We start from the raw sequence: 14301 nt of genomic DNA on the forward strand, positions 1-14301 counted from the left end.
AGTATACATAAGTTACCGGACAAAGCTATCGAGGCTTGCCCCCAAGGTCTTTGCTAAAGCTTCTTCGAGAAAATGCCAGCAAGACCAATGATTGCGATACCCAGCAGCATGATTTCACCTTTGCCACTATCAAAGCCAGACTTAATCCCCATGAAGGCAACAATAGCAATCGCAACAGGAATCAGGTATTTAACTAGGTTGTACCACAATCCAAATAACGGGAAGGATACTTCGCCGTCATTAGTGATCTCTTTTTCTAGCTCAGCACGGCTTAGGCGCCATCCAGCAAAGATACAAACCAACATACCACCAACCGCTAAGAAGATTTTGTCCGTTAGTAAGTCAAAGATATCAAAGGCACCGGTACCAAACAGCGTTGGTCCCATTCCACCTAACGATAGTGACGCAAAAATACATAATGCCGCCATAACTGCACTTGCAGACAGAACAGCGTTAGAGCGCTTCATGCCTTTCTCGTCGATTAGGTAAGACACGACAACTTCCAATAATGATACTGAAGAAGTTAATGCCGCCACCGTCAAACCGATGAAAAATAGCAACGCGAATAGCAACCCAATTACTCCGCCCATTTCAGCAAATAGCTGAGGAACGACAACAAATACAAGACCAGGGCCTGCCGCAGGCTCCATGCCAAAGGCAAACATAGCTGGGAACATAGCAACACCAGCAAGAATCGCGACACCAGTATCCATCGCTGTAACCATACCGGTTGTTTGAACTAGGTTCTCTTTCTTCTTCAGGTAAGAACCGTACGTCATCATACAACCCATACCTAAGCTAAGTGAGAAGAACGCTTGCCCTAGTGCAGCAAGAACCACGTTGCTGTCGACTTTAGAAAAGTCGGGCATGAATAAGAACTCAAGGCCAGCCATTGCACCTGGCAGCATTAAGCCCTTAACAGAAACAACGATTAGGATTAAGAACAGAAGCGGCATCAGAACCTTACCGGCTTTCTCAATACCACCCGAAATCCCTTTCATCACAATCATGACGTTAAGGAACAGGTAAACACCCATCCACATTAAAGGTTGAATCGGATCTGAGATGAAACCGCCAAAGCTGTCGCCAATTGCTTCTGGCGCGCTGAGTAGACCACCGCCCACTTTAAAGATGTAGGCCAATGCCCAACCACCAACCACTGGGTAGAAGCCCATGATCAAAAGACCACTGAAGACTCCCATAACGCCAGTGAACGTCCAGCGTCGGTCAGTTGTTTTGAATGCACCTACGGCAGAAAGACCTGTCTTACGACCAATAGCGAACTCTGTCAGCATCACGCTAAAGCCGATAAAAATAACAAAGATAAGGTAGATAGCAACGAATGCACCGCCGCCACTCTCACCCGCTGTGTAAGGGAATTTCCATATATTGCCTAAACCGACAGCGGAACCCGCTGCTGCCATTACGAAGCCTAGTTTAGACCCCCACGTATCACGTGGTGCTGCTGTATTAGTTGTAGCCACGCTTTTTCTCCAAAATTAGTTTGTTGTGTATGCATAGAGATAGGCGTCTAAAAAGTTTATGTAAAAATTATTGTACACTTATAAAATAAGCGTTCGACGCACTATGTCTAGAAAGTAAAGCAGCTCCCCTTTAAAATTGGAACCCCAAAAAAGTACATTTATCGCACAAGTGTCGAGTTACGCAGGTTAAATGCTGCTTTTTTATTCAAAAGTTAAAGAATGACCTTATTTTTCACATTAAAATAACAGAATCAGCTGTTATGAAATTTGTTCCTCATATAAGGTCAATCCCACGTCTAAATGGGAAATCTATTCCCCCAACCCACTTTTATGCTTAATATCCTAGAAGGGCATATTACTCTGAGCGTATATGGACAAGTTTTATCACTTTCTTACTTTAGCTGGCATCGGGCTATATTGGTTACTGGTCGCAGGTGTGACCATTCGTGTCGTTTTAAAGCGCCGTGCAGTGAGCGTGTCTTTAGCTTGGCTAATGATCATTTATATCCTTCCCGTTCTGGGTGTCGCGTGTTATTTCCTCTTCGGTGAACTGAACTTAGGCAGAAAACGGGCCGAACGCGCAAAAGAGATGTTTACACCATTCGAGAAGTGGTTCAGTCAGCTTAACGACTGTAACGCGCACAACCCAGAAACGATGGGAAGGCACATCTACCGAATTGATGAACTTTGTAACAACCGCCTTGGTCTTCCCGCATTGAGCGGTAATACATTGTCGCTGCAACAGTCACCTAATGAGATTTTGCATTCCATTATTGAAGACATCGAAAACGCGCAGAGCAGTATTCGAATGGTATTCTACATTTGGCATCCAGGTGGTTTGGCTGACTCTGTCGCTTCTGCGCTTATTCAAGCGGCTAAACGCGGCGTAGATGTCAAGCTATTGCTCGATTCAGCAGGTAGTCCACGTTTTTTCAGAAGTCCTTGGTATCGAATGATGCAGGATGCTGGAATTGAAGTTATTCAAGCGCTAGAAGTGAAGATGTGGCGTATTTTCTTACGTCGTCTTGATCTTCGCCAACATCGCAAGATCATCGTAATTGATGATGAAATTGCTTATACAGGTTCAATGAACTTGGTTGACCCGGCTTACTTCAAGCAAAATAGTGGCGTTGGGCATTGGGTGGATATCATGGTTCGCATTACAGGACCAACGGTAAACGTATTGAGTGCCATCCACTGTTGGGATTGGGAAGTCGAAACTGGCGAACGTCATTTACCAAGACTACCTGAATGCAAGATCGATGAGAGTGAATTCCAACACCCTATTCAGGTTGTGCCTTCTGGCCCAGGTATGCCGGAATATCTGATCTATCAAGTATTAACATTGGCAATAAACCAAGCCAATCGCTCGGTACGAATCACAACACCATATTTCGTGCCCAATGCTGATTTACTCGAAACGTTAAAGATGACAGCACAACGAGGCATTAACGTTGAACTCATTATTCCCCATAAAAATGACTCTATGATGGTGCAATGGGCTTCACGCGCTTTTTATAGTGAGCTCTTGAGTTCAGGGGTCAAGATTTATGAGTTTTATGGTGGTTTGCTGCATACAAAATCTGTCGTAATTGACGACCAATTCTGTTTAGTTGGCACCGTAAACATGGATATGCGCAGCTTGTGGCTGAACTTCGAAGTGACCCTCGCCGTTGATGACGAAGAGTTCACCAAGCAAATGTCTTGGTTACAAGATAGCTATATTAAGCAATCTCACACTGTTGTATTGGAAGAATGGGAGAAAAGGAGCCTATTTTCTCGGTTCTTAGAGCGAGTGTTCTATCTCTTCAACCCACTCCTCTAATACCTCAAATACACAGGCTAAAAAACCTCCAGCGCTACATGCATCCTGCTGGAGGTTTGTTCTTTTAGCTCCCTATCTACACGATACCTCTCGACATCATTACCTGTTCATCTTGGCTGTTATTGGCTGATAGTTGACTTTTCCCTTGCATAACCTACGTCGTCCATGTTTTAAATATTCAAAACCGCAATATTTAAGACAGGGAACTTTTATGTCAGAGGGAAAAAAAACCAAACTCATTACCGCTGGCCGCGATAAAAAGTGGACAAATGGTGTTGTAAACCCACCCGTTCAACGCGCTTCAACCGTGGTATTCAATACCGTTGCAGAAAAGAACCAAGCCACCATTAATCGTGCAAACAAAACATTGTTTTATGGTCGCCGAGGCACCAACACGCACTTTGCTTTCCAAGACGCAATGGTTGAGATTGAAGGTGGAGCTGGTTGCGCGCTTTACCCTTGTGGAACGGCAGCAATTTCAAACGCCATCCTCTCTTTCGTTGAAACTGGCGATCACATTCTAATGGTGGACACTTGTTACGAACCAACTCGTGACTTTTGTAACACCATAATGAAGAAAATGGGCATCGAAACCACCTATTATGACCCAATGATCGGTGAAGGTATCCGAGACTTGATTCAGCCGAATACCAAAGTCCTTTTCTTGGAGTCTCCTGGTTCAATAACCATGGAAGTCCAAGATGTACCTACATTAGCGCGCATTGCCCACGAGCAAGATATCATCGTGATGCTTGACAACACATGGGGAGCAGGCGTGAACTTCTCTCCTTTCGAGCATGGCGTAGACATTTCCATTCAAGCGGCAACTAAGTATATTGTTGGACATTCAGATGTCATGCTAGGTACTGCTGTGGCTTCTGAAAAGTATTGGGATCAGCTTCGTGAACAAAGCTACCTGATGGGTCAGTGCGTTTCTCCTGACGACGCATACCTAGGTCTTCGAGGTATTCGCACGTTGGATGTTCGCCTAAGACAGCACGCAGAAAGCAGTTTAAAAGTCGCTCAGTGGCTCGCTTCTCGCCCAGAAGTTGATCATGTCCGCCATCCAGCTTTAGAAACAAGCCCTGGCCATGAGTTTTTCAAACGAGACTTCACAGGTGGAAACGGCTTGTTTTCATTTGTTCTCAAAACGTCTTATCCAAAAGCGACGACGGCTCTGCTTGATGGTATGAAACACTTCAGTATGGGTTACTCTTGGGGCGGTTATGAAAGCCTCATTCTAGCTAACGAACCTAAGAGCTTTAACAGCCTGAGAACCGTAGCTCACCCACACTTTGAAGGTACTTTGGTTCGTATTCATATTGGCTTAGAAGACGTAAATGACTTGATCGCTGATTTAGAGGCTGGTTTTGCGCGTTATAATGCCTTAATGCTTGAAAAAGAAGCCTCCCTATAACAATGATTGAATCGCCCTGCATTGCGGGGCGTTTTTATAATCCCCTGACTTAATTAGAATTAACTAACATTCACCAGAACCATTAATTAATGTTAATCATTTGTGTTGCTTTTCAATTGAGCAGTCACAGAATGAAATAATGTGCCACAAATAGGCTTTCCAAATTTAGAGTTTCTCTCCTACTTTTTATCATTCATAAGAGGTCATACCACAAGGAGATAGTTTTGAAACTCAAATTTATAGCGCTAATGCTTTTTACCTTAGTTACCGTCCCAATAACCTCCGTATCCGCCGCAACAGGTTATACCCAAACCAAGTATCCGATTGTTCTGGTTCACGGTTTGTTTGGTTTTGATACCCTGGCAGGCGTTGATTACTTTTTCGGAATACCACATTCCTTAACAAAAGATGGCGCTACGGTTTATGTTGCACAGGTATCCGCGACCAATAGTAGTGAAGTTCGAGGGGAGCAACTGCTTGCTCAAGTAGAAACCTTACTTGCAGCAACAGGCGCAGAGAAAGTCAATCTCATTGGTCACAGTCATGGTGGTCCAACAACGCGCTATGTTGCCTCTGTCCGTCCTGACCTAGTCGCATCAGTTACGAGTATAGGAGGCGTTAATAAAGGGTCTAAAGTGGCAGATTTAGTTCGTGGCACCGTATCTGAGGGTTCGGGTAGTGAGCAGCTCGCGGTAAAACTGGCGCAAGGCTTAACTACTCTTATTAATCTTCTATCAGGTGGTTCTGATCTCGACCAAGACCCTTTAGCCTCACTAGCAGCATTAACCACGGAAGGATCATTAGCGTTTAACCAACACTACCCGGAGGGAGTCCCTACCAGTGAATGTGGTAATGGTGACTTGCTGGCTTCAAATGGCGTTTATTACTACTCATGGACCGGATCATCCACTTTTACAAACGTTTTCGATCCGACCGACGCTGCCATGATGGTACTTGGCTTAGCCTTTGATGGGCCAAATGATGGCTTAGTTGGTGCGTGCAGCACACATTTGGGCAAAGTCATACGTGATGATTATCAAATGAACCATTTGGATGAAATTAACGGCCTACTCGGTATCCATCATCTTTTTGAAACCGATCCAGTCACGCTTTATCGCCAACATGCAAATCGTCTCAAACTTCAAGGTTTATAAGAGGTCATCACAATGAAGAAAGTCGCTCTCACCACTTTTATCCTGCTCTCGATATTTGGCGTGGGAGCGCTTTCTCTGTTGCAAAGCGACAAACAACAAGAGATAACCTCTAACCATTCGCAATCTCAGCAAGATATAGCCGCCGATGTCTCTTCTCCAAAAGATTTCTTCGAATATTCTCTTAGCCGGCTGGGCGAAGAAGATCTCGATACGATCAAAGCGGAAGTCAATGATGACACTTTAGCAAAGCAAACTCTGAATATTGATGCCACACTTTTTCAAGCCTACCTTTCCTACAAGCAAGCACTCACTGCATTAGAGCCTTTTGAGCACAACCACCTAACGCTTGAACAGTTAACCATGCTGAATGAAGCAATACTGAACTTACAGCTTCAATACTTTAACGAGGTGCAGATAACCCAATTGTTTGACGAAGAAAACCGACTTCGCCAGCTTGCATTAGAAAAGCTGACGATCAAAAAACAGGCATCGGATATCGAGAGTCAAACACACCTTCTCAATCAAGCGTTATCAGAACAACCGGATTACATACGAGAAAGTGAACGCAATAACGCATTAGCAGAGCAGCTCGAGCAAGCTTCTCAGCTTGATTCACAAGATAAGTACATCGCCCGTGTTGCTCTGGTAGGAGATGCCGGAGCGCAGAGGCTGCAAAAGCTTGATGAGCAAAGAGCATCATTTGAGACTCAACTCGCCACTTACTTAAAGCAGCGTCAAAATATTCTGAATAGGGATTTTCTAGGGCAAGACGAAAAACAGGCAGAAATCATTGCTTTAAGAAAACAAAGCTTCGATGCCACTCAATGGCGTCGAATCGAAGCTTTGGAACGTATTCATGATAGCCAGAACTAACAACATTAGCTTAATCGCCAAACGTTACTTATTCTGCTTTTTAGGACATCCAACGATATGGTCATCCACCATGCCGACGGCTTGCATGAAAGCATAACAGATGGTTTCACCGACAAACTTGAAGCCTTTCTTTTTTAGGAATTTACTCATGGCTTTGGATTGCTCTGTCGAAGCTGGTACGTCACTCATATGTTGCCATTGATTGACGATTGGTTCACCGTCCACGAACTGCCACAACGCGTCTGATAAACTCCCGTATTCAGCAATTAACGCTTTGGCCGCTTTGGCATTACTGAATACCGAGTTAATCTTTCCGCGATGTCTCACAACATCGAAGTTTTCCACGATGTATTCAGCGCGTTCTTCATTTCTTTGTTCCAACGCATCTAGATCGTAATTCTCGAACGCTTCTCTGTAACCTTCGCGCTTTTTAAGGATGGTGATCCAACTAAGACCAGCTTGCGCACCTTCCAAAGTAATAAATTCAAACAGGACTTGGTCGTCATATACTGGCACGCCCCATTCGGAATCATGATATTCGCGCTCTAATGGGTGATTCATCGCCCACGCACACGTTTTTTGTTCTGTCATTATTCTTCCTTAAAAAGCGCCTCTAACTGATGAGCTAGAGGCGCAATACTTTTCATCGTTATATCAGTAGCACTAAGCCTGTTTCGGTACTGCCACTTTATGGAACAAACGATACAACACTGGTACGACAATCAGTGTCAGGACTGTCGCAAAGCCCAAACCAAACATAATCGTAACCGCCATTGGTTTGAAGAAGATATCTGGCAACAGTGGGATCATACCAAGGATCGTCGTGATAGCAGCCATACAAACGGGACGGACGCGACTTACCGCAGCATCAACGACCGCGTCATAAGCCTCTTTACCGGACTTCATTTCAATTTCAATTTGGTCCAGTAATACGATGCCATTTTTGAGCACCATTCCCGATAAGCTTAAGAAGCCGAGCAATGCCATAAAACCAAACGGCGTGTTGAGTGCCAACAAACCGGTGGTGACACCAATTAACGCCAGTGGCACGGTAAGCCAAACAATGAGTGGCTCTTTGATAGAGTTAAATAGGAATACAGTGATCAAGAACATGAACAAGTACCCCATTGGCATAGTAGTAAACAGTGACTCTTGAGCATCACCTGAAGATTCGTATTCACCACCCCACTCTAGTGAATAGCCAGGAGGCATTTGAATCGCTTCGATTTGGGGCTGTAAACGTTTTTGCAACGTCGATGCGGTTTCTTCACCTAGAATATCAGGGTCTGCCATCACAGTGAGCATACGCTTACGGTTCTTACGTACGATGATAGGATCCTCCCAACGCATGTCGTAACCCATTGTGACTTGTTGAAGTGGGATAAACTCACTCTGTGCTGGACTCCATATTTTCATGCCTTCGATGTTACGAATATCAATGCGCTCATCTTCTGGTAAACGAGCCACGATAGGCATGAGCGTCGTGCCGTCTCGGTATAAGCCTATCGTCATTCCAGAGAATGACATGGACAAGAAATCATCGACGTCCGATTTGGTAATGCCATAGCGACGTGCCTGACTCTCGTTAAACTGAGGTTCAAGAACTTGGGTTCGTTCACGCCAATCATGCCTGATATTTGTTGCCTGAGGGTCGGCGTACATGATGTCCTTGACCTGAGCGGCTATCGTACGAAGGACGGTTGGATCTGAGCCAATAATACGCGCTTCAATTTTTGCACCACCACCAGGGCCTAACTCAATCTGTTTGAGCTTGTAATTGATTTCTGGGTAGTTGGCTTTTAAATACTCTCGAAACTTCGCCATTAATGGTTTTAACGCTTCGTAATTTTCCATACGAGTGGTTATCTCACCATAAGCCGCATAACTTTTCTCTGGCGCGTACGTTAACATGAAGCGCTGTAAACCTTTACCCGCGGTCGTCGTGATATGGTCAACATGCTCTTGCTTAGCTAACCAACTTTCTAACTCTTTAAGCGTTGTGTTAGTTGCTCGAATATCAGTTCCTTCTGGCATCCATACATCTAACTGAAAAATCGGCGTTGTCGACGATGGGAAAAACGCTTGCTTCACAAAGGTGAACCCGTAAACACTTGCCGCTAATCCCGCAATCAGCACCACAACGGTAAACCAAGCACGACGCATACAAAACTGAAGAAACTTTTTATAAATAACGAAAATAACCCCGTTATATGGATCATTTTCTTCCCCTTCACCTTGTTTAATCTTCTGGCCTTTAAAGAAGATGTCAGCAAAGAATGGTGTCAACGAGATAGCGGTAAACCAGCTCAACATTAAAGAGATCAGCAGAACCGTAAACAAAGTGCCACAGTATTCACCCGTAGAGTCTTCAGACAGTCCAATTGGCGCAAATGCAGTTACCGCAATCACAGTTGCCCCAAGTAATGGCCACTTTGTTTGGGTAACAATGTCGGTCGCTGCTTGGAGTCGAGTTCGCCCTTTTTGAGTACCAATCAAAATCCCCTCAACCGCAACGATTGCATTGTCCACCAACATACCTAACGCGATAACCAAGGCACCTAATGAAATCCGCTGCAAATCTATCGCGAGATACTTCATGAAAATGAACGTACCCAACACCGTCAGCAGTAAAATTAAACCGATAAGCAGACCTGAACGTAGCCCCATAAAGAACAGAAGTACGATAATGACGATACCGACAGCTTGAGCCAAGCTCACAACAAAACCGCTAACCGATTTATCCACCTCTTTAGGCTGACTGTAAATTTCCGAGATTTCGATACCAACAGGTTGTTGGTACTTTAGCTCTGCAAGGCGATGATCAAACGCTTTTCCGACTTCAACGACGTTGACGCCTTCAGCAAAAGAAACACCCACGTTTAGTGCGAGGCTGCCGTTAAAATTAATAATATTATTCGGGACTTCTACGTAACCACGTTTTATGTCCGCCACATCTTTCAAGAAGATGAGCCCCTGAGCACCCGACTCAGTAATCAACAAATCGCCTAGCTCATCCACACTCTGGAACTCGCCAGTCGGCTGAATTCTGATGTACTCATCACCAATTCTGATCGCTCCTGCGTCAGAAACTACGTTTTGCGTCGAAAGAAGATTAAACACGGTATCCGGAGCAAGACCTATACTGCTCAATTTTTTCATCGATACTTCGATGAACACTTGCTCTTGCTGTTGCCCAGATACCGAAACTTTACTCACGCCATCAACCAGTTCGAGCTCTCGGCGTAAGTAATCGACGTAATCCAGTAGCTCTTTATAGCTATAACCGTCGCCAGTCACCGCTAACAAAATCCCGTAAACATCACCAAAATCATCGATCACTTGAGGTTCATTCACACCTGGAGGCAACGTCCCTTTAAGGTCGTTCACTTTACGGCGCAACTCATCCCAAATTTGTGGTAGATCATCAGGGCCATAATTGTTCTTCATCGTGACCGTGATTTGAGATAAGCCTCGGCTAGAAATCGAATTTACTTCATCAACATAAGTAAGCTGCTGAATCGCTTTTTCGATTGGATACGTCACTTCTTCTTCGACTTGTTGCGGTGTCGCACCAGGGTAAGAGGTCACTACCATCGCATCTTTAATAGTAAAAGCAGGGTCCTCAAGACGCCCTAAACCAAAGAATGCGGCGATACCACCAATCAAAAATATCAGTGCAACCATCCAACTGATGACGCGATTTCGGATGAAGTACGCAGCAATACCGGTCACATCATCATCACTTTGAGGCACTGATTTATTAAGATCGCTCATAGACCGGCCTCCTGCGTAGCCATTTCCTGTATCACTTCCACTTTCATGCCATCCCTTAATCGAGAAACACCGGCAATCACAACTTTGTCTTTGAGCATGAGACCATCAAGGATTTGAATGGACGTTTTAGATGCCTTACCTGCTCGCACCTGTTTGCGCGATACCGTATTGTCGTCATTCAGTACCCACACAAATTTGTTTTCGCGTCCCAGCTCGTCACCGTCCGCATTGAAAATGGCTTCGATAGGGACATTAATTCCTAGGTTTAAATCAAGCCCAACATTCTCGTCTTTAGACGTTACTTCAACAGCCATCCCATCTAGGATGTACTCTTCTTCCGGCATAGGAAGCGACAGTGTGACAGTAAACGTACCTGTTGTTGGATCGGGCTCAGTCGTAAACTCTTTTACCGTCGCGTTATATTCGTTACCGCTGGGCACGCGCACCAATGCTTTGATCGCGGTGAGTCTTTCTTCCGTTGGCGGTTGGTTCACATAGAGGTGGTCAGGAAGCTGAATCAACACTTCGACTCGCTCCAAGCTGTGAATATTAACGATATGCTGTCCGACTTGAACATTTTCGAATTGGTCGATATTAACTCGCGAAATAATCCCATCCACGGGCGCTTTTAAGGCAGTAAATGATAGACGAAGTTTGGCTAACTGAAGCTCTGCTAAGGCGATTTGTCGTTGTGCTGCAATTTCATCAAACTGAGACTTAGCTAATAGGCCTTTATCAACCAAAGGGCGTGAGCGGCGATACTGACTGTCGACAACAGAAAAACGCGCACTCGCATTATCTACATCCAACTCATAGTCCGTGGAATCTAGCGTTGCAATAACATCACCCTTCGTGACTTTGTCGCCCTCTTTTACCAGATGCGGCTGACTTCTCCTGCCACTCTGAAGCTCAAATGAGAGCGATCCGCTGCATTCGCAACCGCAGGGAAGTACAAGTTATCGTCCACCTTGTTTCCCGCTAATGACGTAACCCTAACTCGTGGCGTTTCGAGCTCTTTTTCTGGCGCATTATCCCCACAGCCAACGAGAAAAAGCGTTGAAAGTAAAGCCATTAGAGAGATGATTCCTTTCATATTACAGCCCTCTTTCCTTAATCCACGCTCTTACCTTAATTCCGGGTTCAATCACACTGACACCCGAGATAATGATTTGGTCGCCATCGTTAAGCCCAGCTAACACTTGATTTTTGTCATTCATCTCAATTGCAGCTTTAGACACAATGCCTTGCTCATCGACACGCCAAACGTATGTTTTGCCGTTCTCTTCTAGCAACGCGGAGTTAGGAATCTTTGTCGCTCCTGCACTTTTGGACAGGAGGTAAGCATTGCCAGACATTCCCGGCAAAAGGCCAATTTCTGCTGGCCGCTCCATGACCATCGTGACTTTGTAACTGCCCGTTTTAGGGTCGGCTTCTGTATCGATTTCCTGAAAGGTTAAGTCAAAGGCTCGCTCGGGGAACGCATCAAATATCATTCTGGCAGAGACATCGCTCCCCTGCGTGTAACGATTTAGAAGATAGTCTGGGATTTGGAATATCACTTTGAGGAGTTGGTTGGACTGAATATTCATCACCCCTTCTTTCGCGGCAACATATTCATGGTTTTCTGCTGGAATGTACGAAATGGTTCCATCATATGGCGCGACAAGTTTGGTATACCTTAAGTTTGCCTTTGCTTGATTCCATTGAGCTTTTGCCGAGTTGTGATTCGCTTTTGCCTCATCAAAATCTTGCTCAGATACTACTTGGTCTTTACGTAGCTTTTGGTATCGCTTGTATTGCACATCTGCGAGCAAAAAATTTGCCCGAGCTTGCTGTTCGAGCAGAGAATATTCATCTGGGTTTAATGACGCCAAAACATCACCTTTACTGACGACTTGACCTTCATTCACTTCTATCGTTTGAAGAAGCCCAGGAACTCGAAATGTCAGTACTGCTCTATCGCCAGCTTCCGTCGTGGCAGGAAAATGTCGCTCAAACTGGGCATTGCCAACAGATACTGTAAATAGCTTCGCAGGGCGCGATTCAGGTTCAGGAACAGGAGGAAGTTCTTTACCGCACCCCGACAAGACAGCCGAGATGGCAATAGGAATGAGCAATTTTCTCATTACATTCATCCATAAAAATTGGGGGATTATTTTTAAAGTAGATGAATTTTGAACGAACTTCCAGAGCAGAAAAGATTAATAGTGCTTTAAAATTAGTAATTTGTGATAAAAAAGCAGGCTTTATGCCTGCTTCAGTTAAATCTTCTTTGGATACAAAATGCCTAGAGCTTACTGAATTCTCTGTTCACCCTATATGTATCAGACGTAACATAAGCTTCCATGTTACGAATTTTGCCATCAAGACGGTCAAAATCCCTTTCCAACACACTGAGCAGTTGATCAGGGCTTTGCCCTTTCTGCCAAGGCTTACTTTTGAGCGTATGCTCTTGCTGAGCTCTGATATTTTCAGAATACGTTACTGGTTGCTTTTCTAACATAAACGCCATCGCGATGTACGCTAACAATACCAAAAACGTACCACCTAACAGCGCTGCAGAAATCACTACAATACGAATCAACCAAACTTCTGCACCAAAGTAGTTGGCAATTCCGGCGCAAACACCGGAGATTTTGCCATTTACTGGATCACGATACAGTTCTCGATTATTCATACTTTCGTCTCCATGTTGGTGACTCAGCATCCAAGATGCGCTCCAATGTATCAACTCGGGACTGCATCGCTTCCGCTTTTTCAGATAGTACCTGAAGGCGCTCTAAATCTTGGCTCGACAGTGCACTATCTGTTTTGCGTTTGCTGCGATAGTGTAAGAAGAGCCATAGTGGAGCGACAAAGATTAAAAAGACAATCACTGGTCCTGCTATAAAAAATGCCGACATAAATGGCTCCTTTCTTATTTATCTTTCGATGACATCTGTTCTTTCAGTTTTGCCAACTCTTTTTCAATTTCGTCTTGTGCCTGCAACTCTGCAAACTCTTGTTCTAGCGATTTAGCATTACCAGTTTGAGCATACAGGTCTGCTTCCGCTTCCATTTCATCCACTTTACGTGAGTACTGCTCAAATTTCGCCATCGCTTCATTAGTACGGCTAGTATGCAGGTGTTTTTGCACATCACGACGGTTAGATGCAGTTTGGTTACGAATTGCTAGAGCTTGCTGTTTGGCGCGCGTTTCAGCAATTTTGCTTTCCAACTTACCAATCTCGCCAGTAAGCTTATCGATCGTTTCTTCCACTAAGGTTTGCTCTGTGTGGAGGCCTTTAATCACTTGCTCTAGCTTTTGCTTTTCAATTAACGCTGCACGAGCTAGATCTTCACGCTCTTTAACTAATGCTAAGCTCGCTTTTTGGCCCCATTCGCCAATTTGCTCTTCTAACGTTTCAACCTTACGAGCCAACTCTTTCTTGTCTGCAATCGCTTTAGCCGAGTTAGTACGCACTTCAACAAGTGTGTCTTCCATTTCTTGAATGATAAGACGGATCATTTTTTCAGGATCTTCCGCCTTGTCCAGTAATGCACTGATGTTTGAGTTAACGATATCTGCAAATCGAGAAAAAATACCCATAACGGAACTCCTCTTTTTTCCTATTAAAACTCGACAAGGTGGTGATTAACCTTGTGTCTCCCTGAATATATAACAAGTAACGTGCCAACTTATAATTTTCTTTTAAATCAGAGCGTTATTCATTTTGTTGTCGTTACACACTATTGTGCTATGATGTTTTTCACCAACTGTTGGTGAAATTTACC

11 protein-coding genes and 1 pseudogene are annotated in these 14301 nt (G+C 44.5%); 4 read left to right on the forward strand and 8 right to left on the reverse strand.

Going from position 1 to position 14301, the window contains the following annotated elements; all coding sequences use genetic code 11:
• Positions 1-53: 53 nt before the first annotated feature.
• On the reverse strand, positions 54-1424 hold the full coding sequence (locus R7E78_RS14740) for a sodium-dependent transporter (RefSeq protein WP_042522154.1): 1371 nt from the start codon (positions 1422-1424) through the stop codon (positions 54-56).
• 430 nt (positions 1425-1854) lie between these two features.
• On the opposite strand from R7E78_RS14740, the gene cls reads away from it, so the two are divergent.
• From cls to R7E78_RS14760, 4 genes are all read left to right on the forward strand, one after another.
• Positions 1855-3309 carry a cardiolipin synthase gene (cls, locus tag R7E78_RS14745; protein WP_017634667.1) on the forward strand — a complete coding sequence of 485 codons (1455 nt, stop codon included), beginning with the start codon at positions 1855-1857 and terminating at the stop codon, positions 3307-3309.
• A gap of 211 nt (positions 3310-3520) precedes the next feature.
• Positions 3521-4726, forward strand: coding sequence for a cystathionine beta-lyase (locus R7E78_RS14750; protein ID WP_042522027.1), 1206 nt, complete (start codon positions 3521-3523; stop codon positions 4724-4726).
• A 248-nt stretch (positions 4727-4974) separates the two neighbouring features.
• On the forward strand, positions 4975-5880 hold the full coding sequence (locus R7E78_RS14755; RefSeq protein WP_062730700.1) for an esterase/lipase family protein: 906 nt from the start codon (positions 4975-4977) through the stop codon (positions 5878-5880).
• A 12-nt stretch (positions 5881-5892) separates the two neighbouring features.
• Positions 5893-6753 (forward strand): lipase secretion chaperone, encoded by an 861-nt coding sequence (locus R7E78_RS14760; RefSeq protein WP_138939986.1) that lies wholly within the window; start codon positions 5893-5895, stop codon positions 6751-6753.
• A gap of 24 nt (positions 6754-6777) precedes the next feature.
• On the opposite strand, the gene R7E78_RS14765 is transcribed toward R7E78_RS14760, so the two are convergent.
• The 7 genes and pseudogenes from R7E78_RS14765 to pspA form a co-directional block, all read right to left on the reverse strand.
• Positions 6778-7344 (reverse strand): DNA-3-methyladenine glycosylase I, encoded by a 567-nt coding sequence (locus R7E78_RS14765; RefSeq protein WP_005378109.1) that lies wholly within the window; start codon positions 7342-7344, stop codon positions 6778-6780.
• A 72-nt stretch (positions 7345-7416) separates the two neighbouring features.
• Positions 7417-10527, reverse strand: a complete 3111-nt coding sequence (gene vmeI, locus R7E78_RS14770; RefSeq protein WP_318057997.1) for an efflux RND transporter permease subunit VmeI — start codon at positions 10525-10527, stop codon at positions 7417-7419.
• A pseudogene (locus R7E78_RS14775) lies at positions 10524-11620 on the reverse strand (efflux RND transporter periplasmic adaptor subunit). Before R7E78_RS14775 ends, vmeI begins: the two are co-directional and overlap by 4 nt.
• 1 nt (position 11621) lies before the next feature.
• Positions 11622-12653, reverse strand: a complete 1032-nt coding sequence (locus R7E78_RS14780; RefSeq protein WP_005378114.1) for an efflux RND transporter periplasmic adaptor subunit — start codon at positions 12651-12653, stop codon at positions 11622-11624.
• 161 nt (positions 12654-12814) lie between these two features.
• The gene (pspC, locus tag R7E78_RS14785) at positions 12815-13204 is read right to left on the reverse strand and encodes an envelope stress response membrane protein PspC (protein ID WP_025766867.1); all 390 of its coding nucleotides are present in this window, start codon (positions 13202-13204) and stop codon (positions 12815-12817) included.
• A complete protein-coding gene (pspB, locus tag R7E78_RS14790; protein WP_005378117.1) occupies positions 13197-13430 on the reverse strand; it encodes an envelope stress response membrane protein PspB in 234 nt (77 codons plus the stop codon). Before pspB ends, pspC begins: the two co-directional genes overlap by 8 nt.
• Positions 13431-13444: 14 nt before the next feature.
• A complete protein-coding gene (gene pspA / locus R7E78_RS14795) occupies positions 13445-14116 on the reverse strand; it encodes a phage shock protein PspA (RefSeq protein ID WP_005378119.1) in 672 nt (223 codons plus the stop codon).
• Positions 14117-14301: the final 185 nt, after the last annotated feature.

It is taken from the genome of Vibrio sp. YT-19(2023), assembly GCF_033337395.1.

Excerpts from the sequence above, each read along its gene's own strand:
- R7E78_RS14740 (WP_042522154.1), bottom strand. The coding sequence starts at position 1,424 with ATGGCAGCAGCGGGTTCCGCTGTCGGTTTAGGCAATATATGGAAATTC.
- cls (WP_017634667.1), top strand. The coding sequence starts at position 1,855 with ATGGACAAGTTTTATCACTTTCTTACTTTAGCTGGCATCGGGCTATAT.
- R7E78_RS14750 (WP_042522027.1), top strand. The coding sequence starts at position 3,521 with ATGTCAGAGGGAAAAAAAACCAAACTCATTACCGCTGGCCGCGATAAA.
- R7E78_RS14755 (WP_062730700.1), top strand. The coding sequence starts at position 4,975 with ATGCTTTTTACCTTAGTTACCGTCCCAATAACCTCCGTATCCGCCGCA.
- R7E78_RS14760 (WP_138939986.1), top strand. The coding sequence starts at position 5,893 with ATGAAGAAAGTCGCTCTCACCACTTTTATCCTGCTCTCGATATTTGGC.
- R7E78_RS14765 (WP_005378109.1), bottom strand. The coding sequence starts at position 7,344 with ATGACAGAACAAAAAACGTGTGCGTGGGCGATGAATCACCCATTAGAG.
- vmeI (WP_318057997.1), bottom strand. The coding sequence starts at position 10,527 with ATGAGCGATCTTAATAAATCAGTGCCTCAAAGTGATGATGATGTGACC.
- R7E78_RS14780 (WP_005378114.1), bottom strand. The coding sequence starts at position 12,653 with ATGAGAAAATTGCTCATTCCTATTGCCATCTCGGCTGTCTTGTCGGGG.
- pspC (WP_025766867.1), bottom strand. The coding sequence starts at position 13,204 with ATGAATAATCGAGAACTGTATCGTGATCCAGTAAATGGCAAAATCTCC.
- pspB (WP_005378117.1), bottom strand. The coding sequence starts at position 13,430 with ATGTCGGCATTTTTTATAGCAGGACCAGTGATTGTCTTTTTAATCTTT.
- pspA (WP_005378119.1), bottom strand. The coding sequence starts at position 14,116 with ATGGGTATTTTTTCTCGATTTGCAGATATCGTTAACTCAAACATCAGT.